We start from the raw sequence: 22892 nt of genomic DNA on the forward strand, positions 1-22892 counted from the left end.
AAGGTCACCAGGGTCATACCTCACACGTCACACATCACGCGTCACACGACGATGTTCACCAGCTTCGGCGCGCGCACGATCACCTTGCGGATCTCCGCTCCGCCCAGCGCCGCCACGACCGCCTCGTCGGCCAGCGCCAGCTTCTCCAGGTCACCCTCGGAGATCGCCGGCGGCACCTCCAGACGGGCCTTGACCTTGCCCTTGATCTGGACCACGCAGGTCACGCTCTCGTCCACGACGTACGCCGGGTCCGCGACCGGGAAGTCCTGGTGGACCACCGAGTCGGTGTGGCCCAGGCGGTGCCACAGCTCCTCCGCGATGTGCGGGGCCAGCGGGGCGATCAGCAGCACCAGCCGCTCCGCGACCGAGCGCTCCAGCGGGCGGCCGGCCTTGGCCTTGGTCAGGAAGTTGTTCAGCTCGGTGATCTTCGCGATGGCGGTGTTGAAGCGCAGCCCCGCCATGTCCGCACCGGCCCCGTCGATGGCCTTGTGCAGCGCCCGCAGGGTGTCCTCGCCCGGCTCGCCGTCCACGACGGTGACCGCGCCGGACTCCTCGTCCACGATGTTGCGCCACAGGCGCTGCAGCAGCCGGTACTGGCCCACCACGGCCCGGGTGTCCCACGGACGCGAGACGTCCAGCGGACCCATCGCCATCTCGTACAGGCGCAGGGTGTCCGCGCCGTACTCCTCGCAGATCTCGTCCGGCGTGACGGCGTTCTTCAGGGACTTGCCCATCTTGCCGTGCTCGCGCTTGACCGGCTCGCCCTGGTGGAAGTAGCCGCCGTCGCGCTCCTCGACCTCGGCCGCCGGGACGTACACACCGCGCGCGTCGGTGTAGGCGTACGCCTGGATCATGCCCTGGTTGAACAGCTTGTGGAACGGCTCGGCCGAGGAGACGTGGCCCAGGTCGAACAGCACCTTCGACCAGAAGCGCGCGTACAGCAGGTGCAGCACCGCGTGCTCGGCGCCTCCCACGTACAGGTCGACGCCGCCGTGCGGCGCGTCCTCGCGCGGACCCATCCAGTACTGCTCGATCGCCGGGTCCACCAGCGCCGAGGCGTTGTTCGGGTCCAGGTAGCGCAGCTCGTACCAGCAGGAACCGGCCCAGTTGGGCATGGTGTTGGTCTCGCGGCGGTACGAGCGCACCCCGCGCCCGTCACCCAGGTCCAGCTCGACGTTGACCCACTCTTCGTTCCGCGACAGCGGGGTCTCCGGCTTCGACGTGGCGTCGTCCGGCTCGAAGGTGCGCGGCGAGTAGTCCTCGACCTCGGGCAGTTCCAGCGGCAGCATCGAGGCGGGCAGCGCGTGCGCGACGCCGTCCTCGTCGTAGACGATCGGGAAGGGCTCGCCCCAGTAGCGCTGGCGGCTGAACAGCCAGTCGCGCAGCCGGAAGTTGACCGTCCCCTCGCCGATGCCCCGCTCGGCCAGCCAGGCCGTGATGGCGGCCTTCGCCTCGACGACGCCCAGGCCGTCCAGGGAGACGCCCTCGCCGGTCGAGTTCACGATGGTGCCGTCGTACGAGGAGAACGCGTCCTCCCACTCCGCCGGGTCGGCGTCGCGGTCGTCCGAGGGCTCCACGACGCAGCGCATCGGCAGCTCGAAGGCGCGCGCGAACTCGAAGTCGCGGCCGTCGTGCGCCGGGACGGCCATGATGGCGCCGGTGCCGTAGCCCATCAGCACGTAGTCCGCGATGAAGACCGGGACCAGGTCGCCGCTGACCGGGTTGACCGCGTACGCGCCGGTGAAGACACCGGTCTTGTCCTTGGCCTCGGCCTGGCGCTCGACGTCCGACTTCGCGGCGGCCTGCCTGCGGTACGCGTCCACGGCCTCGCCGGGGGTCGCGGCGCCGCCGGTCCACAGCTGGTGCGTGCCCTCGGGCCAGGCGGCCGGGACGATCTTCTCGACCAGCCCGTGCTCGGGCGCCAGCACCATGTAGGTGGCGCCGAACAGGGTGTCGGGGCGCGTGGTGAACACGGTGATGGCGTCGTCGCCGACCGCGAAGTCGACGCGCGCGCCCTCGCTGCGGCCGATCCAGTTGCGCTGCTGCAGCTTGATGGCCTCGGGCCAGTCCAGCGCGTCCAGGTCGTCCAGCAGGCGGTCCGCGTAGGCGGTGATCCGCATGTTCCACTGGCTCAGCTTGGCCTTGAAGACCGGGAAGTTGCCGCGCTCGGAGCGGCCGTCCGCGGTGACCTCCTCGTTGGCCAGTACGGTGCCCAGCCCGGGGCACCAGTTGACGGGCGCGTCCGAGGCGTACGCCAGCCGGTACTCGTTCAGTACGTCGGCCCGCTCGCCCGCGGTCAGCGCGGCCCAGGAGCGGCCCCCGGGGACCTCACGGGAGCCGTCCTCGAAGGCGGCGACCAGCTCGGCGATCGGGCGGGCCTTGGCCGCGTCCGCGTCGTACCAGGAGTTGTAGATCTGCAGGAAGATCCACTGGGTCCACTTGTAGTAGTCCGGGTCGATCGTCGCGAACGAGCGGCGCTTGTCGTGGCCCAGGCCCAGCCGGCGCAGCTGGACCTTCATGTTCTCGATGTTCGCCTCGGTGGAGACGCGCGGGTGCGTGCCGGTCTGCACGGCGTACTGCTCGGCCGGCAGGCCGAAGGCGTCGAAGCCCAGGGTGTGCAGGACGTTGTGGCCGCTCATCCGCTGGTGACGGGCGAAGACGTCGGTGGCGATGTACCCCAGCGGGTGGCCGACGTGCAGGCCCGCACCGGACGGGTACGGGAACATGTCCATGATGAACTTCTTGGGGCGCGCGACGAGCGCCGCGTCGCCGGCCAGGTCACCGGTCGGGTTCGGGGCCTCGTACGTGCCCTGCGCGTCCCATACGTCCTGCCAGCGTGCCTCGATGTCGGCGGCCATGGCAGCCGTGTAACGGTGCGCCTCGGCCGCCTCGGGGGCCGGGGTGTTCGTCTCGCTCATGATTTCTGAAGCTCCATCGATCGTCTCTGCCGTCTCTGCCTGCCCAAACGAAAAAACCCCTCGCACAGGAGGGGACGCCGCGCCGATGCCGACCGTCTCGGAGGGTCGGTACTGATCAGCGCGGCTCGGTAAGCAGAAGGCGTACGGCACGCATGGCGCCAGGGTACCGCAGCGGCCCAGACCGCCGCTCGACCGTTCCGCACAACGAGAAGCGGGCCACCCGATCCGGGTGGCCCGCTTCTCTTCTGTGGAGCTAAGGAGAATTGAACTCCTGACCTCCTGCATGCCATGCAGGCGCTCTACCAACTGAGCTATAGCCCCTTGCTTCTCTGCCGCCGGGCCCCTGCTCGGTTTCCCTTGCCGGTTCCCCCTGGCGACATCGAGAACATTACACGGTCATGGCCCAGGTCCAAAAATCGGTTTCCGGGCGCTCGATTTCGCCCGGTTCACCCGTCTTCCGTGCTGCGACTGCGCGGTCCCGTACCCCGTCGCTACGCTCTCGCGAACTGGTAGAACCGCTTGAGCGTGCAGTGCTCGTCGAGCAGCCGCCCGTAGATCGGCTCCCCTTCCAGCTCGCGGTACGTCTCGATCGGGTCGCCTTTTATGATCAGCGCCCGCGCGCATTCCTCGCACCAGTACTGGTAGTCGGGGTTGACCGGGTCCATGTCCCGCACGATCGGCGTGCCGTTGTTGCACCAGTCGCACCGCCGCCGGTGTGCACCCATCCGTCAGCGACTCCCTCCCACGTCGGGCCGTCGACTCCCCCTCCGGCGGTCCCGATTCTGCCACGCGGGTACGGGGCAGGTCAGCAGGCACCGAAGGAACAAACGGAAGGATCCCGCCCCCTGTTGGGGACGGGATCCTGATTGTGGAGCTAAGGAGAATTGAACTCCTGACCTCCTGCATGCCATGCAGGCGCTCTACCAACTGAGCTATAGCCCCGCTCTCCGCCGCGCTCCCCCCGTTTCCGGTGTTCCGCGCTGCGAACAAGAAGAACTCTAGCCTGTGACCAGCCGGAAAGTGAAATCCGGGTGGGAGCCGCCCTGAGGCGGGCTCAGTCGTCGTCGCCGAGCACCGGTTCCGGCAGCGTGCCGGCGTTGTGCTCCATCAGACGCCAGCCGCGGGCGCCCTCGCCGAGGACGGACCAGCAGCAGTTGGAGAGCCCGCCCAGGCCCTCCCAGTCGTACGCGTCCAGGCCCAGCAGCCGGCCGATCGTCGTACGGATGGTTCCGCCGTGGCTGACCACGACGAGCGTGCCGCCGTCCGGCAGCCGGCCGGCGTGCTCCAGCACCACCGGCGCCGCCCGGTCGGCGACCTCGGTCTCCAGCTCGCCGCCGCCGCGTCGGACGGGCTCGCCGCGCTTCCACGCCGCGTACTGCTCGCCGTACTTCGCGATGATCTCTTCGTGCGTGAGGCCCTGCCACTCACCGGCATACGTCTCGCGCAGCGCGGCGTCGTGCGTCACCGGCAGGCCCGTGACGGCGGCCAGCTCGGCGGCCGTGGCGGACGCCCGCCGTAGGTCCGAGGCGACGATGGCGGCCGGCTTCAGGGAGGCGAGCAGCCGGGCGGCGCGGCGCGCCTGCGCCACACCCGTCTCGGTCAGCTCGATGTCCGTGGAGCCCTGGAAGCGGCGCTCCAGGTTCCACGAGGTCTGGCCGTGCCGCCAGAGAACGATCTTCCGGCCCGTCTTGCGGGTGGCGGTCGCGCTCAGAACAGATCACCGTCCAGGTCCTCGTCGCCCGCCGCCTCGCGCAGCTTGGCGTGCTCCTCCGCCTTGCCCTTGGTGAGCTTGGCGTCCTCGGGCAGCTCGATCTCGGGGCAGTCCTTCCACAGGCGCTCCAGCGCGTAGAAGACCCGCTCCTCGCTGTGCTGCACGTGGACGACGATGTCGATGTAGTCGAGCAGGATCCAGCGGGCGTCGCGGTCGCCCTCGCGGCGCACCGGCTTGGCGCCGAGCTCCTTGAGCAGGCGCTCCTCGATCTCGTCGACGATCGACTTGACCTGGCGGTCGTTGGGCGCCGAGGCGAGCAGGAAGGCGTCGGTGATCGACAGCACGTCGCTGACGTCGTACGCGATGATGTCGTGCGCGAGCCGGTCGGCCGCGGCCTGGGCGGCGGCGGTGATGAGCTCGATGGAGCGGTCCGTGGCGGTCACTGGCCATGCTTTCGGGTTGGCGGGCAGATCCATACAAGGGTCTCATGTACCGCCGACCCCGCCCGCGCGCAGCGGCCCGCGCGGGCCGGGGCACCGCCCGAGGGCCGGGTCAGGCCCGGCCCGGGCCTGGTCAGGACGGTTTGTAGTCCTTGCCCAGGGTCACCACGACGTCGGCGTTCACCGCGTTCTCGCCCTTCTTCACGACGGTCTCCGGCAAGCCCAGCGTCTTGGCCACGTCGACCGCCTTGGTCCGCTGCGCGTCGTCCTGGTACGTGATCTGTGTGGCGGGCTGGGTCTTGTCGGCCTTACCGCCGTCCACGAAGGTGTAGCCGCCGTTCAGCAGCGCGGCCTTCGCCGCGACCTGCGTCTTCTCGTCGCCGGTGGCGTCCTTCAGGCCGACGCGCGGCGCGGTGCCGGGCTGGGCCGCCGTGAAGCTGCCGCCGAGCACCTCCTTGACGACGTTCTTGTTGGCGTCGTCGGTGAGCGTGCCGTCCGGCTTCACCGCGAGGACGTCCGTGCGGTACGCGCCCTCCTTGGCGTGCTCGCCCAGCTTGGCCAGCAGGGTGCCGAGGGTCTGGGCGTTCAGGGAGGGGTCGAGGATCTGGCCCATGCTCTCGACGGTGACGGTCGCCGCCTTCGCGTCTCCTGGAACCTTGCGCAGCACCCCGTAGAGCACCTTGCCGAGCCGGTCCAGCTGCTTGGCCTCGGGCTCGCCCTGGCCGCGGTACGTGGCGTACGCGACGGCCATCGCACCGCTGAGGTGCTGCTTCGGGCCCTGCCCCACGGCCGGGATCTTGGCGGCGTCGTCGGCCGGGATCGCGACGTCGGTGTCGGTCTCGATGCCGCCGACCAGCTCGACCAGGTTCTCCAGGAAGGGGGTGTCCAGGCGCCAGGTGCCGCCGATGTGGGTGCCGAGCATCGAGTCGAGGGAGTCCCGTACCCCGAGGCCGCCCTCCTCGACCGCCTTGCCGAGGGCCGTGCCGGTGCCGTCGTCCTTCGCGACGCCGAGGGTGTTCGGCAGCAGGACGGTGGCGCCCTTCTTGGTGGTGACGTTGTCGACGAGCAGCGCCGTGGAGGTGCCGCCCTTCTTGGTGTTGTGCAGGTGGACGACGATCATGTCGCGCTTCTGCGGTCCGGCGGCGGCCGCCGCGCCCTTCTTCTGGCCGGGGCCGTCGAGGAACGGCAGCTTGCCCGCGTACCAGAGGTAGCCGACGCCGGCGACGACGAAGAGCGCGAGGACGACGATCAGGGCGACCACCCGGTTGCGGCCGCGACGGCGGGCCTCCTCGCGGCGCTCGGTCCGGCTCTCGGTGAACTTGAGCCAGTCGATGACGTCCTCGGAGTCCTCGTCCGGCTGGTCGATGAACGCGAACTGCTCGGTGCGGTAGTCCGGGTCGGACGGCCCGCCCTCGGGCCGGCGCGGTTCGGGGACCCGGTCGGGGCGCGGCGGCTCCGGCTCGGCCGCGGGGGCCGGGGCGGGAGCGGCGGGCTCGGGGGCGGCCTGCTGCGGGATCCACTGCCCGGTCTGCTGCGTGTCGTACCCGTAGGCCGGGGCCTGCGGGTACGCCTGCTGCCCGTACTCCGGGGCGGCCGGCTGCTGCGGCTGCTGCTGCGGGTAGTACGCCTGCTGCGCCTGCTGGCCGTAGCCCTGGGGGTCGTAGCCGTACTGCTGCTGCTCGTACGCCTGCTCGTACTGCTGCCCGGGGGCGGGCTGCGCGGGCACCTGGCCGTACACCGGCCGCCCGTACGGGTCGTAGCCGAGGAGCTGCTGCTCCTGTGCGGCGTACGGGTCGTACGGCTCCTGTCGGTCGTTCACCGCGGGGCCCCTCTCTCCGGAAGCTCAGGCTCCCCGGTACAGCTCACGCTTGTCGATGTAGCGCACCACACCGTCGGGCACCAAATACCAGACAGGATCCCCCTGGGCGACCCGGGTGCGGCAGTCCGTGGACGAAATCGCCAGCGCGGGCACCTGGACCAGGGAGACGCCGTCCTCGGGGAGCCCGTCGTCGCTGAGCACGTGGCCCGGCCGGGTGACCCCGATGAAGTGGGCGAGCGAGAAGAGCTCGTCGGCGTTGCGCCAGGTCAGGATCTGGGCGAGGGCGTCGGCACCGGTGATGAAGAAGAGGTCGGCGTCTTCGTTGAGGGCGCTCAGATCACGCAGGGTGTCGATCGTGTACGTCGGCCCGCCGCGGTCGATGTCGATGCGGCTCACCGAGAACTGGGGGTTCGAGGCCGTCGCGATGACCGTCATCAGATAGCGGTCCTCGGCGGGGGACACGGCGCGCTGCGACTTCTGCCACGGCTGGCCGGTCGGTACGAACATCACCTCGTCGAGGTGGAACAGGGCGGCCACTTCGCTGGCGGCCACCAGGTGTCCGTGGTGGATCGGGTCGAATGTCCCGCCCATCACGCCGAGCCGGCGCTTGACCGGGCCGGTAGGCATCTCCTGCTCTCCCATGAGCGCAGAGCCTACTGGCCCGGCGGAGCGGTGCCGACCCGCGATCGAGCGGGTGCGCGACGACCGGTTCAGCGGTCGCGGTTCAGGCGCGTGGTCACCCAGAGCATCAGGAGCAGGATGAACAGTGCGCCGCCGCCGGTCAGGTACGGGTTCAGGCTGTCGTGGTTGCCGCCGTGCTGCTCGGCGCCCTCCGACGCGAGAACGACCAGGTTGTGGGCGGTGGAGGAGAGGCTCATCAGGCAGATACCTATCGAGTCGGGGAGCGAGCGGAGACTTCGCTCACATCGTATGCGGGGGCCTGGGGCACGCTCACGCCGACTCAGGCGTTGGAGAGGATAGACGCAGGAGCACTCAGGCCGATCAAGGGGGAGGGCGTTATGACGGAGACCGGGTTCGAGAAGGTGCCGGCGAGGGACCGCAGGAGGTTCCCCGGTATTTCCTCGCGCGCGTACGAGCATCCGGCGGACCGCTCGGCGCTGGTGGCGCTGCGCAAGCTGACCGGGTTCGACACCGTGTTCAAGGCCTTGAGCGGACTGCTTCCGGAGCGGAGCCTGCGCCTGCTCTTCCTGTCGGATTCCGTCCGGGTGGGCGAGACCCAGTTCCCTCACCTGTACGAGATGCTCCGCGACGCCTGTTACATCCTGGACCTGGAGAAGGTCCCGCAGATGTACGTGCAGCAGGACCCGAGGCCGAACGCGATGTGCATCGGGCTGGACGAGCCGATCATCGTGGTGACGACGGCCCTGGTCGAGCTGCTCGACGAGGAGGAGATGCGGGCGGTCGTGGGCCACGAGGTGGGCCACGCCCTGTCGGGGCACGCGGTGTACCGCACGATCCTGCTGTTCCTGACGACGCTGTCGCTGAAGGTCGCGTGGATCCCGCTGGGCAATGTGGCGATCATGGCCATCGTGACCGCGCTGCGCGAGTGGTTCCGCAAGTCGGAGCTGTCGGCGGACCGGGCGGGGCTGCTGGTCGGGCAGGACGTGACCGCCTCGATGCGCGGCCTGATGAAGCTCGCGGGCGGCAACCACCTCCACGAGATGAACGTGGACTCCTTCCTGGCCCAGGCCGAGGAGTACGAGGCGGGCGGCGATCTGCGCGACTCCGTGCTGAAGATCCTCAACATGCTGCCGCGGACGCATCCCTTCACCACGGTGCGGGCGGCCGAGCTGAAGAAGTGGTCGCAGAACCGGGACTACCAGCGGATCATGGACGGCCACTACCCGCGGCGCGAGGAGGACAAGGACACCTCGGTGACGGACTCCTTCCGGGAGTCGGCCTCGCACTACGCGGACGCGGTGCGCAACAGCAAGGACCCGCTGTTCAAGCTGGTCGGCGACATCGCGGGCGGCGCTGCCGATGTCGGCGGCAAGCTGCGCGACAGGTTCACGGGCGCGGCCGGCGGCGGCTCGAACGGGAACGGCGAGGCCAAGGGCGAGGCCAAGGGCGGGGCTACGGAGCAGGGCTGACCGGAGCGGTCCCGGCGGCCGTGGGCGCCGCCAGTACGCCGCACAGCCCGGCGGTGCGCCTCGGGGTGCCGCTGGCGTACGGGTCGCTCGCGGCCGGGCCGACCGTGGTCGGCCCGGCCCCGGCCAGGACCGGGCGGAAGCCTTCGGCCGGCTCGGTGGAGCAGTCCTGCGGCCCTGCCATGACGTAGGCCGAGACCAGCTCCGCGCGGCGGGCCGTGAGGTCTTCCGAGTCGAAGCGCATCCTCAGCTCGCGCCGGACGGTGAAGAGCGAGGCGCCGTCGGCGGCGGCGGGGGATCCGGTGGCCGGACGCACGGCGTACACGAAGGCGTGGTCGGTGGTCACTTCGAGGACGTCCGCGGAGATCTCCTCGAAGGCGAGGGTGCCGCTGACCCGGACCCGGGTGTCGGCCACGGCGGCCGTGCCCGGGTCGAAGCGGACCAGCCAGCCGGTGGCGGCGTGCCGGCCGTCGCCGGAGGGCGAGGTCATGCTGCGGTCGAACTGCGCCAGCTGATCGGGGTCGAGCAGGATCCGCACGGGCCGGGTGGCGGCCCCGGCGAGCACGTCGGGGTCCAGCGAGGACTGCACGAGGTAGTCCTTGGCGATGGACAGCGCGGTGATGACCTGCCCCTCGGTGAAGTGGTGGGTGCGGCGCGCGGCGGGCAGGCTGATCCCGGCCGCCCCGACGCGGTAGTCGGCCGCCGGGCTCTTCGCGTACAGGTCGACGGGGCGTCCGCCGGGTACGGCGGCGGCGGGGGCGAGCGGCACGATCGTGCTGATCAGCGGATCGGTGCGGCCGGTGGCCTGGGGCATGGTCGGATTGCTCAGGCCCATGTAGACGGCCGCGGCGAAGGCCACGGCGATGAGCAGCACGAGCAGCATGCCCTGGCGGGCGCCGCGGCCGGGCGTGCTGGTCCCGGGCCCGGAGGACCCGCCGCCGGACCAGATGGACCGGCTGCGTACGGCCCGTGCGTGTTCGCCCATGCGCTCCTGGGCGGAGAACTCCTGGAGCCGGGCAGCCCGGACGAAGTCCTCGTCGAACACCACCGACCGGTACTCGTCCGACCTGAACTCGTCCGACCGGAACTCCTCGTCGCCCCCGCCGATGCCGTCGGGGGTGCCGTCGGGTGGATCTCCTGGCACGGCCATTGCTTCTCCCCGCTGTCCCCGCTTCAGAGAAGCCCCCAGCTCCGGTCGACGCGAGTGGGGTCGTACCTTCAGGGTTGGCGGCCGACGGGGTACGTAAACGCTCCGGCGCCGCTGACTTCCGTGAGCGGGGTGGTGGCGGGCGCGGGCGTGTGGTCCGCGTCGCTCGCCGCGCTGCGGTAGACGGCGCTGAAGGCCAGGGCGACCATGCCGAGGCCCATCACGAAGGCGAGCACCCAGGCGACGGGGCGCAGCCAGGGCGAGCGGCCCCGGTAGGGCCGCAGCGCGCCGCCGTAGGCCCCGTACGGACCCTCGGCGTAGCCGGGGCCGTGTTCCCAGCCGGGTTCGTCGATGCCGTAACCGTCGGGGCGGCCGTAGCCGTAGCCGTCGTAGTCGTCGTCGGAGGTCCAGCCGCCGGCGACGGCGCGGGCGGCTTCCGCCTCTGCGCGCGCCCGGTCCGCGGCCCGCTGGCGTTCCGCGGCGCTCGGCTCATGGATCTCGGCGCTCCGGACGAAGTCCTCGTCGAACACCACGGAGGCGAAGTCCTGATCCGCGCCTCCGCGGTCGTCGTTGTCGGGCTCCCCGTCGTCCGGGAACTTGCCCCCCACGTCGTCCGGCACAGCACCAGCGTAGACCGGGGGGACCGCTTTGGGCAGGGTGTGAGCCGAAATCCGGCCACCCGGTGTGCGGGGTCCGACTACCGGACGTGACCGTCGCCGGTGACGATGTACTTGGTGGAGGTCAGCTCCGGAAGGCCCATCGGGCCCCGGGCGTGCAGCTTCTGGGTGGAGATTCCGATTTCGGCGCCGAAGCCGAACTGGCCACCGTCCGTGAACCGGGTGGACGCGTTTACGGCGACCGTGGTCGAGTCGACCAGCTGGGTGAAACGGCGGGCGGCGGCCTGCGAGGTGGTGACGATCGCCTCGGTGTGGCCGGAGGTCCAGCGGCGGATGTGGGCGACGGCGTCGTCGAGGGAGTCCACGACCCCGGCGGCGATGTCGTACGAGAGGTACTCGGCGGCCCAGTCCTCGTCGGTGGCGGGCAGTGCGCTGACCTTGGAGTGCTCGGCGGCCGCGAGGACCCGCTCGTCGCCGTGGACGGTGACGCCGGCGTCGGCGAGGGCGTCGAGGGCGCGCGGCAGGAAGGCGTCGGCGATGTCGCGGTGGACGAGGAGGGTCTCGGCGGAGTTGCAGACCGAGGGCCGCTGGGCCTTGGAGTTGACGAGGATGTCCACGGCCATGTCGAGGTCGGCCTGGGCGTCCACGTAGACGTGGCAGTTGCCGGTACCGGTCTCGATGACCGGGACGATGGACTCCTCGACGACGGTCTTGATGAGGGAGGCGCCGCCGCGCGGGATGAGGACATCGACGAGGCCGCGGGCGCGCATCAGCTCGCGGACGGAGTCGCGGGACTCGCCCGGGACCAGCTGGATCGCGTCGGCGGGCAGGCCGGCGCTTTCGACGGCGTCGCGGAGGATGGCCACGAGGGCCGTGTTGGAGGCGTAGGCGGAGGAGCTGCCGCGCAGCAGGACCGCGTTGCCGGACTTGAGGCAGAGGGCGGCGGCGTCGACGGTGACGTTGGGGCGGGCCTCGTAGATGATGCCGACGACGCCGAGCGGGACGCGGATCTGGCGGAGGTCGATCCCGTTGGGGAGGGTCGAGCCGCGGACGACCTCGCCGACGGGGTCGGGGAGTGCGGCAACGTCCCGGACGTCGGACGCGATGGCCGCGACGCGGTCGGGGGTGAGGGTGAGGCGGTCGATGACGGTCTCACTGGTGCCGGCTTCGCGGGCCTTGGCGATGTCGGTGGCGTTGGCCTCGACGATCTCGGCCGTACGGGCCACCAGCGCGTCCGCGATGGCCAGCAGCGCGGCGTCCTTGGCGGACCGCGGGAGGGGGGCGATGGCCGCGGCGGCGGTACGGGCGGCTTGCGCGGTGGCGATCACGGGCGAGGCGGGGGCGTCGAGCGAGGTCATGCCGCCCAGGGTAGTCCCCGCCCCTGCCCGGGCCGACGGGGTTCCACCCCGCGAGACGCCCCGCCCCGGCCGGGGTCCCGCGCCGCCTCAGGATGCCCGCGTGGGCTCCGGACCGCACGGCAGGACCCGCCATGGCCCGGACCGCCGCCTGGTGCGGGCCGGGGGCGGGTGCCGGCCGTGGGCCCTGCGGGGCGTGGTCCCCTACACCGCCTTCGCCCGTTCCCCCGGGGCTCCGCCGGGACCCCGCCCGCAAACGCCGGAGGGGCCGGCCAGGGGTGCGCAGGGCGCGCAGCCCCCGGAACGGGAACTCCGCCCCGGCCCCGGGGACGGGGCCCAGGGGCGGGGTCAGGGGACGGGGCAGCGCCCCTGAGCCCGGGGCGGGGTCAGGGGCGGAGTCCCTGGGAACGGTGGAAGGGCGGGTAGGGGACCGCCCCGCGCAGCGGCACAGGCCCGCAAGGCGCAGCCCGTGGCCCCGCCCCGCCACCCGCCGGACGGAGTCCGGCGCAGCGGCGCGAAGCCGGGGAGGCCGCCCGCGGCCGAGCCGTGCGAGCGGCGCGTCAAGAAGGCTGCGGCGCGTCAATAAGGGTGCACGCCCACCGGATGCGCCGGGGGTGGGCCGTAGCCCTCTGCCACGCGCAGGTGGTAGGTCGCGCGGTCGATGACCTCCAGGCCGACGATCTCCCACGGCGGGAGCTGCGCCGAGGAGCGGTGTTCGCCCCACAGGCGCAGGGCGACGGCCGCGGCGTCGTGGAGGTCGCGTGCTTCCTCCCAGTACCGGATCTCCGCGTGGTCGTCGGCGTACCGGCTGGTCAGGAGGAAGGGGTGGTCGTGCGCCAGTTGCTCCAGGCCGCGCCGGACCTCCGACAGCGGCGCCGGCTTGCCGGAGACGCTCAGGGTGACGTGCCAGAGCCGGGAGGCTTCGCCCTGCTCTTCGTCCCCGCCGCCGCTGATGCTGGTCAGCGCTCGTCTCACCAGCCCGCCTCCTGTCTGCGCCATGCCTGTCCGCCCCTCACAGTTGACCAGTCCCCGGCCCGCCGCGCGGCGGTTTTACCGAACCTCAGCCCTCCAGCAGGACCAGATCGTCGCGGTGTACGACCTCGCGCTCGTACGCCGGACCGAGTTCCTTCGCCAGCTCCCTGGTGGAGCGGCCGAGCAGCTGCGGGAGTTCCTTGGCGTCGAAGTTGACCAGCCCGCGGGCCACGGCGCGGCCGTCGGGCCCGCGCAGTTCCACCGGGTCGCCGGCGACGAATTCGCCCTCGACGGCCGCGATCCCGGCGGGCAGCAGGGAGCTGCCACGCTCGGTCACCGCGCGTACGGCGCCCTCGTCCAGGACCAGGTGCCCCTGCGGGGTCGAGGCGTGCTGGAGCCACAGCAGCCGGTCCGCCGAGCGCCGGCCGGTGGCGTGGAAGTGCGTACCGGTGAGCCGGCCCGCCAGGGCGTCGGCCGCCTGGCTCGCCGAGGTGAGGACGACCGGGATGCCGGCCGCGGCCGCGATCCGCGCCGCCTCGACCTTGGTGACCATGCCGCCGGTGCCGACGCCCGCCTTGCCGGCGCTGCCGATCGAGACGTGCGCGATGTCCTCGGGGCCGCGCACCTCGTCGATGCGGGTGGTGCCGGGCAGCGACGGGTCTCCGTCGTAGAGGCCGTCCACGTCGGACAGGAGGACGAGGAGGTCGGCGCGGACCAGGTGGGCGACGAGGGCGGCGAGCCGGTCGTTGTCGCCGAAGCGGATCTCGTCCGTGGCGACGGTGTCGTTCTCGTTGACCACCGGCAGGGCGCCCATGGCCAGGAGCTGGTCCAGGGTCCGGTACGCGTTGCGGTAGTGGGCGCGGCGGCTGGTGTCGTCGCTGGTCAGCAGCACCTGCCCGACGCGGACCCCGTACCGGGCGAAGGAGGCCGTGTACCGGGCGACCAGCAGGCCCTGCCCGACGCTGGCGGCGGCCTGCTGCCGGGCCAGGTCCGTGGGGCGGCGGCGCAGGCCGAGCGGGGAGAGCCCGGCGGCGATGGCTCCGCTGGAGACGAGGACGATCTCCTTCTCACCGCCGCTGCGCGCCTTGGCCAGTACGTCGACCAGGGCGTCCACCCGGTCGGCGTCGAGTCCGCCGGCCGCGGTGGTCAGGGAGGAGGATCCGACCTTGACCACGATCCTGCGGGCGTCCACGACACCTTGCCTAGCCGCTGACACGTCTGTCCCCTTGCCCCTTGCCGGTACGTCTGCCACCTCAATCTACGGGGTGGTGCGCCGCGCCCGCGCAGGGGTTTCAGACGGTGGACGACGGTGGACTCACGCCCCGGAGCCGCTGCGGGCCGGCTCCGGGTCCTCGGCCGCGGCGGCCGCGCCCGGGACGAGGATCTTGCGCGAGAGCAGGTAGGTGAACGGGATGGCCACGACCGCGGCGACGAGCGGGGCGATCCGGGTGTCGAGCCCGGCCCAGGTCACCAGGGCGTAGAGCCCGGCGGACTGGATCACGTAGTTCGTGATGTTGGTCAGCGGGAAGAGCAGGAACTTCTTCCAGGTCGGCTTGGTCCGGTAGGTGAAGTACGTGTTCATGAAGAACGAACCGACCATCGCCAGCAGGAAGGCGAGGGTGTAGGCCAGGAAGTACGGCATCCACGGGTGCAGCAGCAGGTAGATGGCGAAGAAGGTGCCGGTGTTGACGGCGCCGACGAGGCCGAAGCGGAGGATCTGGCCGAGCTGGCTGCGCATGGTTCAGCGCACCTCGCGCTCGGCGGAGACCGTGAGGCGCGAGGCGGACAGGCCTCCGCGCTCGCGGGCGTCGGGCTGGACCCCGGCGGCGGGCCGGACCCCGGCGGCGTCGGGCCGGGCCTGCGGGTCCGCGCCGTGCGCCTCCTTGACCAGGAAGTGCGGGCGGCGCTTGGTCTCGTAGTAGATGCGGCCGATGTACTCGCCGATCAGCCCCAGCATGATCATCTGAACGCCGCCGATGCCGGTGATGATCGCGACGAGGGTGACGTAACCGGGCGAGTCGATGCCGTTGGTCATCGCGCTGACGGCGACGTACACGGCGTACAGCACGGTCAGCGCCACCAGCGACACGCCCGCCCAGATTCCGATCCGCAGCGGCCGGTTGTTGAAGGAGATCAGCCCGTCCATGGCGTAGTTCAGCAGGGAGCCGAACTTCCACTTCGTCTCGCCCGCCTCGCGCTGGGCGTTGCGGTAGTCGAAGTGGACGGTGTCGAAGCCGATCCAGGAGAAGAGCCCCTTGGAGAAGCGGTTGTACTCCGGCAGGGACAGCAGCGCGTCCACGGCCGGCCGGGACAGCAGCCGGAAGTCGCCGACGCCGTCGGTGAGCTCCACGTCGACCCAGCGGTTGACGCCGCGGTAGTAGAGGCGGCTGAGCGCGGAGCGGACCTTCTTGTCGCCTTCGCGGGTGCGGCGGGCGATGATCTGGTCGTGGCCCTGCCGGTAGTAGTCGAGCATGGTGGCGATGAGCTCCGGCGGGTGCTGGAGGTCGGCGTCCATGATCACGACCGCGTCGCCGGTGGCCTCGCGCAGGCCGGCGAGCATGCCCGCCTCCTTGCCGAAGTTGCGGCTGAAGGAGACGTACCGGGTGCGGTCCCCGTGCTCGGCGGCGATCTTGCGGAGCTTGACGAGAGTTCCGTCACGGCTGCCGTCGTCGACGTAGCAGACCTCGTACTCGACGGGCAGGGAGTCCAGGACCCTGCGGATCTCCAGGTCGAAGCGGTCGATCACGGCTTCTTCGTTGTAGCAAGGGACTACTACGGACAGCTTCGTCATGAACACTTCCTGCTGGGTCCGAACGGGTGATTGTCGGCGACCGGACCCGCCACACACCTCTACCTCAGAAGTATGCACGCCGGGGGTCGGTCTGCCGGATCCGCACGCGGCACACGGTAGCTTTGACGGGTTAAGCGGAATGGAACAAAGGGATCGAGGTGCACGTGCCTGACGTCTCCGTGGTCGTCATCGTCTACAACGACGCAGAGCGTCTGCCGACAGCCGTCCAGTCGGTTTTGGACCAGACCCTGCACGGGGTCGAAGTCGTGATCGTCGACGACTGCAGCAAGGATCGGTCGTACGCGGTCGCCCAGGAGCTCGAGGCCGCGCACCCGGGGAGAGTGCGCGCCTTCCGGCTGCCGGAGAACAGCGGCGGCTGCGGTGCCCCGCGCAACCACGGCATCCAGCAGGCGACCGGCACGTACGTCATGTTCCTGGACAGCGACGACGTGCTGGAACGGAACGCCTGCCGGAACATGCTGGCCGCGGCCGAGCGGACCGGGTCCGACCTGGTCTCCGGCATGTGCGTGCGCGTGCACCTCGACAACCGGTGGGGCAAAACCACCGAGTGGTACCCCTGGATCTACTCGCGCACCCGCACGCTGGAGTCGATCACCGAGGACCCGGACCTGCTGGTCTACGACACCCTCTCCACGAACAAGTGCTACCGGCGCGCGTTCCTGCTGGAGCAGGGCCTGGAGTTCCCGGTCGGCATCCATTACGAGGACCTTCTCTTCTCCGCGCAGGCCTACGTCGCCGCCCGCCGCATCACGCTGATCCCGAACCACGTCTACTACTGGAACGTGGTCGAGAAGGCCGCGGCGAAGTCGATCAGCAACCGGCGCCACGAGATCGCGAACTTCGTCCACCGGATGGAGATCCACCGCCGCGTCGACGAGCTGCTGGCCGCCAAGGGGCACACGGCCATCAAGTCCGCGAAGGACGCCAAGTTCCTCAAGCACGACCTGGTGCTGCACCTGCGCGACCTGCCCCTGCTGGGCGACACGTACCGCCAGGAGTTCGCCCGCCTCGCCAACGGCTACCTGGCCGGCATCGACCCGGCCGCGTACGAGAACGTCACGTACCTCCAGGCGATCTGCGCCTACCTGCTGGGCAAGGAGGACTGGGACAACCTGCTCCCGGCCGCCGACGCCATGACCAACAAGGGCCGGCTGTCCTCGCCGCTCGCCGAGCGCGACGGCCGCGTCTACTGGTGTGACACGGACATCGACGAGGACGAAGAGGCCCGCCGGATACTGGACGTCACCGAGCAGGGCTTCCACACCGCCCCGCTCTCCTCCCTCGCGCTGGGCAACCGTCTGACCTCGTACGAGGACGACGGGCGCGGCACCGTCACGCTCTCGGGCTCCGTGGTGAACCCGCTGGGCCGGATCAGCCCGGACAAGGAGCTGGCGGCCACGCTGGAGTTCCGGGCCCGCCGGCAGATCGGCGTACGGTCCTTCAGCTTCCCGGTGGCAACCGTGCGGCACGCCGGTGACACGATCGAGTGGACCGCCACGGCCGACATCGGCAGCACCGTGCGCCCCCTCGGCATCATCGACGCCGTCTGGGACGTCCGCCTGAAGCTGACCGCCGGCGGCGACCGCCTCACCACCCGCGTCTCCGTCGGCGGGGTCGACCTGGATTCGGCGGCCCGCCTGCGCGTGCGCCCGCGGCTGACCCGGCTGGTCTCCGACCGCTTCGCGCCGGAGGTCACCAAGAAGGGGAACCTCTCCTACGTCCTGACCGCCGAGGGCGCCGCCGCCGTCCGCACGCAGACGCTGATCAGCAGTGCGATGCACGGCAGGGCCGCCGGCGTGGTCAAGCGGGGTCTGCGCAAGGCCCTGCGGGCCCGCCGCAACATCGGCTCGGGCGAGCAGAAGGTGAAGGTCTACCACGAGGTCTTCTCGAAGCTGCCGATCAAGAAGGGCACGGTCGTCTTCGAGAGCCACATGGGCAAGCAGTACAGCGACAGCCCGAAGGCGATCTACGAGGAGATGGTCCGCCAGGGCATCCCGTTCGAGGCGATCTGGTCGTACGCGGGCGGCAAGCCCACCGGCTTCCCCAAGGACGCCACGCTGGTACGCCGCTGGAGCTGGCCCTACCTGCGCGCGCTGGCGCAGGCCGAGTTCTGGGTCGACAACCAGGGCTTCCCCCTGGCCCTGGCCAAGCGCGAGGGAACCACGTACATCCAGACCTGGCACGGCTCCGCGCTCAAGCGCATGGGCTTCCACGAGCCCCGCACCAAGGCGCAGGGCAAGGCGGGCCAGGACCGCTTCCAGGCGGCCGTGGACCGCTTCGACCACTTCCTGATCCGCTCCGAGCACGACGCCCGCACCCTCGCCAAGGGCTTCCGGCTGCGCGACGAGGTGCTGCTGCGCACGGGCTACCCGCGCAACGACGCCCTGGTCGAGGCGCACCGCGCCGAGGCGCAGAGCGGGGAGCGGGTGCGCGGGCCGCTCGCGGCCGAGCTGGGCATCGACCCGGAGAAGAAGGTGCTGCTGTACGCGCCGACCTTCCGGGCGAACGCGGACGGCGCGGTGGAGGGCTTCGAGTTCCCCTTCGACGTGGAGGAGTTCGCCGAGCGCCTCGGCGACCGCTTCACGCTGCTGGTGCGCACCCACTACCTCAACAGCGTCTCGCTGCCGCCGTCGGTCGCGGGCCGGGTCATCGACGTGTCCCGGCACCACGACATCACCCCGCTGCTGGCGCTCGCCGACGGGCTGATCACCGACTACTCGTCCGTGATGTTCGACTACTCGGTCCTGGACCGGCCGATGCTCTTCTTCGCGTACGACTACGAGGAGTACGCGACCGACATCCGCGGCACGTACTTCGACCTCAAGGAGAAGGCGCCCGGTCCGGTGGTGGCCACGGCCGACGAGCTCCTCCAGGCGCTCGCCGCCTTCGACGAGGCGGACGCCAAGTACGCGGAGGCGCGGCAGCGTTTCCTCACCGAATTCGGCGAGTACGACCGCGGGGACGCGGCCCGCCAGATCGTAGAGAAGTTCTTCACCGGGAGCGGCAAGTGAGCCGGGACATCTTCATCGTCTCCAACAGCGTCGACGAGCTCGGCGGCGTGACGACCTGGTCGCACCAGATGGCCAGGCTGTTCACGGACCGCGGGCACCGGGTGCACATCGTCGGCATCGCCCCGGTCGCCGAGGAGATCCGGCAGAAGCTGCCGCAGGACCTGCCGTACGAGATGACCACCCTCTACGACGCCCACCCGCCGAAAGCGCGCCGCCTGCGCGGGATCAAGGGCAGGCTGAACGCCCCCGAGCGGCGCCGCCAGGCGGCGCGGCGGGCGAAGATGCGGGCCAAGGCGGAGAAGCTGAACGAGCTCTTCCGCGCGGCCGGCCCCGGGGCCGTCGTGATCGTCACGCAGGTCTGGGCGATGGAGTGGGTGGCGCTCGCCGACACCAAGGGGCTCGGCCTCATCGGCATGAGCCACGAGTCGTTCGAGGCCAGCCAGAAGTCCACCCGCGGCGAGCGGGTACGCCGCCACTACGCGGAGGTCGACCGGCTGCTCGTGCTGACCCCGGAGGACGCGGACCTGTGGATCCGGGCCGGCATGGAGAACGTGGGCAGCATGCCGAACCCGCTGCCGTTCATGCCGGACTCCCCCGCGCCGCGTTCGGAGAAGGTCGTCGCCAGCGTCGGCCGCCTCGCCTTCGAGAAGGGCGTGGACCTGCTGCTCGACGCGTGGGCCGACGCCGCCCCGCTCCACCCCGACTGGGTCCTGCGGATCTACGGGGCGGGCGTCGAGGAGCCGGCGCTGCGGGCGCACGCCGCCACGCTCGGGCTGACCGACTCCGTGGAGTGGATGGGCAGCACCGACGACGTGCTGGGCGCGCTGCGCGGGGCCTCGGTGTTCGCGCAGGCCTCGCGGGCCGAGGGCTTCCCGATCACGCTGCTGGAGGCGATGGCCGCGGGCGTGCCGGCGGCCGCGTTCGACTGCGCGCCGGGCGTACGGGAGATCGTGGCGCACGGCGAGGACGGGCTGCTGGCCCGGCTGGGCAACACGATGGAGCTGGCCGGGCACCTCGACGTGCTGATGTCGGACCGCGAACTGCGCGACCGGCTCGGCGACAGCGCCTTCCGCAGCGTGCAGCGCTACTCCAGCGCCGAGATCACCGACCGCTGGGAAGAGCTGTTCGCGTTCTTGGAGCGCTGAGCCGCCGAACCACGAAGCCGCCCGCCCCGGAACGCGTCCGGGGCGGGCGGCTTCGTACGTGGTCCGTACGGCGTGTCAGCGCGCGACGTGGTGCACGGCGCCCGCGCGGTTGGCCTCCCAGCCCGTCCAGGCCGAGGTGATCATCTCGCGGACGTCGTGCTTGGCCTTCCAGCCCAGCTCCGCCGCGATCTTGTCGGCCGAGGCCACGACCTTCGCCGGGTCGCCGGGGCGCCGCGGGACGACGACGGGCTCGTAGGTGTGCCCGGTGCCCTCGTTCAGCAGCTGCGCCATCTCCCGTACGGAGACGCCCTCGCCGCGGCCGATGTTGACGGTGAGGTCCTTGTACTCCCCGGTCGCGCCCCACTCGACGAGCTTGCGGGCCGCCACCACGTGGGCCTCGGCGAGGTCCTCGACGTGGATGTAGTCGCGGATGCAGGTGCCGTCGGGGGTCGGGTAGTCGTCGCCGAAGATCCGGGCGCCCTCACCCTTGTCGAACCGCTCGAAGACCATCGGGACCAGGTTGAAGACCCCGGTGTCCGCGAGCTCGGGGGCGGCCGCGCCCGCCACGTTGAAGTAGCGCAGGCAGGCGGTGGAGATGCCGTGCGCCTTGCCGGCGGCGCGGACCAGCCACTCGCCGGCCAGCTTCGTCTCGCCGTACGGGCTGAGCGGCGCGCACGGGGTCTCCTCGGTGACGAGCTCCACGTCGGGCATGCCGTACACGGAGGCGGAGGAGGAGAAGAGGAAGTTGCGGACGCCGGCGGCGGCCACCGCGCCCAGCAGGACCTGAAGGCCCTCCACGTTCTCGTGGTAGTAGTACAGCGGCTTCTCGACGGACTCGCCGACCTGCTTCTTGCCCGCGAGGTGCACCACGCCGGTGATCCGGTGCGCGCGGATGGTCTCGTCCAGGAGCAGCCGGTCCAGGACCGAGCCGATCACCAGCGGGACGCCCTGCGGGACGCGGTCCTCGTTGCCCGTGGACAGGTCGTCGAAGACGACGACCTCCTCCCCCGCGGCGAGCATCGCGCGGACGACGTGCGAGCCGATGTAGCCGGCGCCACCAGTGATCAGAAAAGTCATGCGTATCTCCCTGGAGTCCCCGGAGCGGGTCCGGGGTCCTGTCCGAAATCTCAGGCGGCCTGACGGTCGCCGGCTGTCTTCACTCCGATCCGCGGCCTGCCCGGGCCCGGTGGAGACGGTTGCGTACGAGGCTCAGCGCGCCCGCGGCGCCCGGCGCGAGCCGCAGGGCCAGTGATCCTCCGCCCGTACGGAACGGCTGCGCCAGCAGAACACCGTACCTGCTGCTCGGCAGGGCGCGGCGGTGCAGGAGGCCGTCGAGGGGGCGCGGGGAGGTGACCAGGGAGCTCCCGTCGGCGAACTCCACGCCCACCTGGACGCCCCACGACTGCATGCCGCGGCGGCCCTGGCGGCGCCCCGCGGCGGCCACGCCGGTGAGCCGGAACGGCAGTTCGGCGGTCCAGCCGTCGCCGTCGGCGGCGGGGCGCAGCTCCACCGGCCGGTCCTGGACCGGCTGCCCGCCCGAGCGGGGCAGGAAGCTCAGCCGGGCGGTGCGCGGCCCGGCTTCGGCGAGGCGCCCGTACAGGTCGCGCACCCGGATCCGGAGCCGGCCCGCGCCCACCGGTTCGGCGTCGATGCTGACGGGCAGTTCGGCCACCGGCAGCCCGGCCAGCCCGTCCAGGACGACCGGGAGCTCCTCGCTCCACACTGGCTGCCCCTGCGGGCCGGTCGCGTACGGGGGCAGCAGCCGGGGCGGCTCGGCGGCGAAGCGGGTGAGCCGCTCGACGTCGGCAGGCGGGTTCGCGGTGGCCCGCAGCAGCCGGACGATCCAGCGGGCGTGCGCCCCGGCGGCCAGGACGGCGGCCTCGTCGAACCCGGCGAGGTAATCGCGGGTCAGCGTCCACCACGCGGCCTGGTACCCGGGGTCCTTGCCGAGCTCGCGCAGGTACATGCGCAGGTCGTACTCCAGGAACTTCACCTGGCAGGCGAGGCCCAGCTCCGGGGAGGACTCGGTGATGATCCGGCGGGCCGCGCGGTGGGCCTCGATCCGGGAGCGCCAGTTGCCGACGTCCTTGCGGTCCAGGGAGATCGACACCTGGGCGGCGTCACGGCGCACGTGCCAGACGTAGACGAGGTCGCCGATGACGGCGATGCGCGGGGCGGCGGCCAGCACGCGCGCGGTGAAGACGAAGTCCTCGTAGGTGAACCGGCCGTCCGGAAAGCGGATCGCATGCTTGTCCAGGAAGGCCCGCTCGTACAGCTTGTTGACGCAGAGGGTGTCCCGGACCAGCTCGGGCCGGTCGGCGGGGCGCTCGATCACGTCGCCCGCGGTGTACAGCCCGGGCATCCAGGGCACGTCGTGGTGGAGCGGCAGCTCACGGCGTACGCACGCGCCGACGGTCACCGGAGCGCGGTGCTCCTCGGCGGCGCGCACGAGGGCGTCGGCCGCCCCCGGCGGCAGCACGTCGTCGCTGTCGAGGAAGAGCACGTACGGGGAGCTCGCGGCCGCGATCCCGTCGTTGCGCGGGGTGCCGCACCCGCCGCTGTTCTCCGTGCGGTGCACGACCTTCAGACGGGGGTGGACGGCGGCCAGCTCGTCCAGCACCCGCGCGGTGCCGTCGGCCGAGGCGTCGTTCACGGCGATCACCTCGGCGACGACCGGGCCCTGGGCGAGGGCCGAGGAAACGGCCTCGCCCACGAGCACGGCGTCGTTGTACGCGATCACCACGACGGAAACGCTGGGAGTGTTGGTGCTGCTCACCCGTGGATCCTAGGCGACCGGGGTAAACATCACTTCAACTCCGCCGTCCGGGGCACGGGTG

General features: G+C 71.4%; 19 protein-coding genes and 2 tRNA genes. 3 read left to right on the forward strand and 18 right to left on the reverse strand.

The features are described from left to right. Positions 1 to 41: 41 nt before the first annotated feature. The 9 genes from leuS to IF02_RS35215 form a co-directional block, all read right to left on the reverse strand. Positions 42 to 2918, reverse strand: a complete 2877-nt coding sequence (gene leuS / locus IF02_RS0121450; protein ID WP_030159311.1) for a leucine--tRNA ligase — start codon at positions 2916 to 2918, stop codon at positions 42 to 44. 248 nt (positions 2919 to 3166) lie between these two features. Then, positions 3167 to 3239, reverse strand: a tRNA-Ala gene (locus tag IF02_RS0121455). A gap of 170 nt (positions 3240 to 3409) precedes the next feature. Further along, entirely contained in the window at positions 3410 to 3643 is a 234-nt protein-coding gene (locus tag IF02_RS0121460) for a hypothetical protein (protein ID WP_008738908.1), read from the reverse strand. A gap of 144 nt (positions 3644 to 3787) precedes the next feature. Next, a tRNA-Ala gene (locus IF02_RS0121465) sits at positions 3788 to 3860 on the reverse strand. Between the two features lie 112 nt (positions 3861 to 3972). Further along, on the reverse strand, positions 3973 to 4629 hold the full coding sequence (locus IF02_RS0121470; protein ID WP_030159314.1) for a histidine phosphatase family protein: 657 nt from the start codon (positions 4627 to 4629) through the stop codon (positions 3973 to 3975). Continuing rightward, positions 4626 to 5072, reverse strand: a complete 447-nt coding sequence (rsfS, locus tag IF02_RS0121475; protein ID WP_030159316.1) for a ribosome silencing factor — start codon at positions 5070 to 5072, stop codon at positions 4626 to 4628. Before rsfS ends, IF02_RS0121470 begins: the two co-directional genes overlap by 4 nt. A 130-nt stretch (positions 5073 to 5202) precedes the next feature. Next, positions 5203 to 6888, reverse strand: coding sequence for an LCP family protein (locus IF02_RS0121480; RefSeq protein ID WP_030159318.1), 1686 nt, complete (start codon positions 6886 to 6888; stop codon positions 5203 to 5205). Positions 6889 to 6912: 24 nt separating this feature from the next. Then, positions 6913 to 7530, reverse strand: coding sequence for a nicotinate-nucleotide adenylyltransferase (gene nadD / locus IF02_RS0121485; RefSeq protein ID WP_030159320.1), 618 nt, complete (start codon positions 7528 to 7530; stop codon positions 6913 to 6915). 68 nt (positions 7531 to 7598) lie between these two features. Further along, positions 7599 to 7766: a hypothetical protein gene (locus IF02_RS35215; RefSeq protein WP_037836848.1), complete on the reverse strand. Its 168-nt coding sequence runs from the start codon at positions 7764 to 7766 to the stop codon at positions 7599 to 7601. Between the two features lie 141 nt (positions 7767 to 7907). Here IF02_RS35215 and IF02_RS0121495 point away from each other — a divergent pair, with 141 nt between their 5' ends. Then, positions 7908 to 8999: a M48 family metallopeptidase gene (locus IF02_RS0121495; RefSeq protein WP_051696427.1), complete on the forward strand. Its 1092-nt coding sequence runs from the start codon at positions 7908 to 7910 to the stop codon at positions 8997 to 8999. Here IF02_RS0121495 and IF02_RS0121500 read toward each other — a convergent pair. The 7 genes from IF02_RS0121500 to IF02_RS0121530 form a co-directional block, all read right to left on the reverse strand. Next, positions 8983 to 10146, reverse strand: a complete 1164-nt coding sequence (locus IF02_RS0121500) for a hypothetical protein (protein WP_030159324.1) — start codon at positions 10144 to 10146, stop codon at positions 8983 to 8985. The two genes, IF02_RS0121495 and IF02_RS0121500, sit on opposite strands and share 17 nt — an antisense overlap. A 68-nt stretch (positions 10147 to 10214) precedes the next feature. Further along, the gene (locus IF02_RS0121505; RefSeq protein ID WP_037836851.1) at positions 10215 to 10763 is read right to left on the reverse strand and encodes a hypothetical protein; all 549 of its coding nucleotides are present in this window, start codon (positions 10761 to 10763) and stop codon (positions 10215 to 10217) included. 77 nt (positions 10764 to 10840) lie between these two features. Beyond that, entirely contained in the window at positions 10841 to 12118 is a 1278-nt protein-coding gene (locus tag IF02_RS0121510) for a glutamate-5-semialdehyde dehydrogenase (RefSeq protein ID WP_030159327.1), read from the reverse strand. Between the two features lie 576 nt (positions 12119 to 12694). Then, on the reverse strand, positions 12695 to 13114 hold the full coding sequence (locus IF02_RS0121515; RefSeq protein ID WP_051696428.1) for a hypothetical protein: 420 nt from the start codon (positions 13112 to 13114) through the stop codon (positions 12695 to 12697). Positions 13115 to 13175: 61 nt separating this feature from the next. Next, the gene (gene proB / locus IF02_RS0121520) at positions 13176 to 14303 is read right to left on the reverse strand and encodes a glutamate 5-kinase (protein ID WP_030159336.1); all 1128 of its coding nucleotides are present in this window, start codon (positions 14301 to 14303) and stop codon (positions 13176 to 13178) included. 99 nt (positions 14304 to 14402) lie between these two features. Beyond that, the gene (locus IF02_RS0121525; protein ID WP_030159337.1) at positions 14403 to 14825 is read right to left on the reverse strand and encodes a GtrA family protein; all 423 of its coding nucleotides are present in this window, start codon (positions 14823 to 14825) and stop codon (positions 14403 to 14405) included. A 3-nt stretch (positions 14826 to 14828) separates the two neighbouring features. Beyond that, positions 14829 to 15878, reverse strand: a complete 1050-nt coding sequence (locus tag IF02_RS0121530; protein ID WP_234318291.1) for a glycosyltransferase family 2 protein — start codon at positions 15876 to 15878, stop codon at positions 14829 to 14831. A 158-nt stretch (positions 15879 to 16036) separates the two neighbouring features. Between IF02_RS0121530 and IF02_RS0121535 the strand changes: the two genes are divergently transcribed. Together IF02_RS0121535 and IF02_RS0121540 are read left to right on the forward strand one after the other, a co-directional pair. After that, a complete protein-coding gene (locus tag IF02_RS0121535; RefSeq protein ID WP_030159339.1) occupies positions 16037 to 18910 on the forward strand; it encodes a bifunctional glycosyltransferase/CDP-glycerol:glycerophosphate glycerophosphotransferase in 2874 nt (957 codons plus the stop codon). Next, positions 18907 to 20055 (forward strand): glycosyltransferase, encoded by a 1149-nt coding sequence (locus IF02_RS0121540; protein WP_030159340.1) that lies wholly within the window; start codon positions 18907 to 18909, stop codon positions 20053 to 20055. The genes IF02_RS0121535 and IF02_RS0121540 overlap by 4 nt, the downstream gene beginning before the upstream one ends. Positions 20056 to 20130: 75 nt before the next feature. Here IF02_RS0121540 and galE read toward each other — a convergent pair whose 3' ends face one another. Further along, a complete protein-coding gene (gene galE, locus IF02_RS0121545) occupies positions 20131 to 21132 on the reverse strand; it encodes a UDP-glucose 4-epimerase GalE (protein ID WP_030159341.1) in 1002 nt (333 codons plus the stop codon). Positions 21133 to 21211: 79 nt separating this feature from the next. Then, positions 21212 to 22831 (reverse strand): glycosyltransferase family 2 protein, encoded by a 1620-nt coding sequence (locus IF02_RS0121550; protein ID WP_030159343.1) that lies wholly within the window; start codon positions 22829 to 22831, stop codon positions 21212 to 21214. Positions 22832 to 22892 lie beyond the last annotated feature (61 nt).

The organism is Streptomyces sp. NRRL S-244, from assembly GCF_000717915.1.
In the GTDB taxonomy this organism is placed as follows: domain Bacteria; phylum Actinomycetota; class Actinomycetes; order Streptomycetales; family Streptomycetaceae; genus Streptomyces.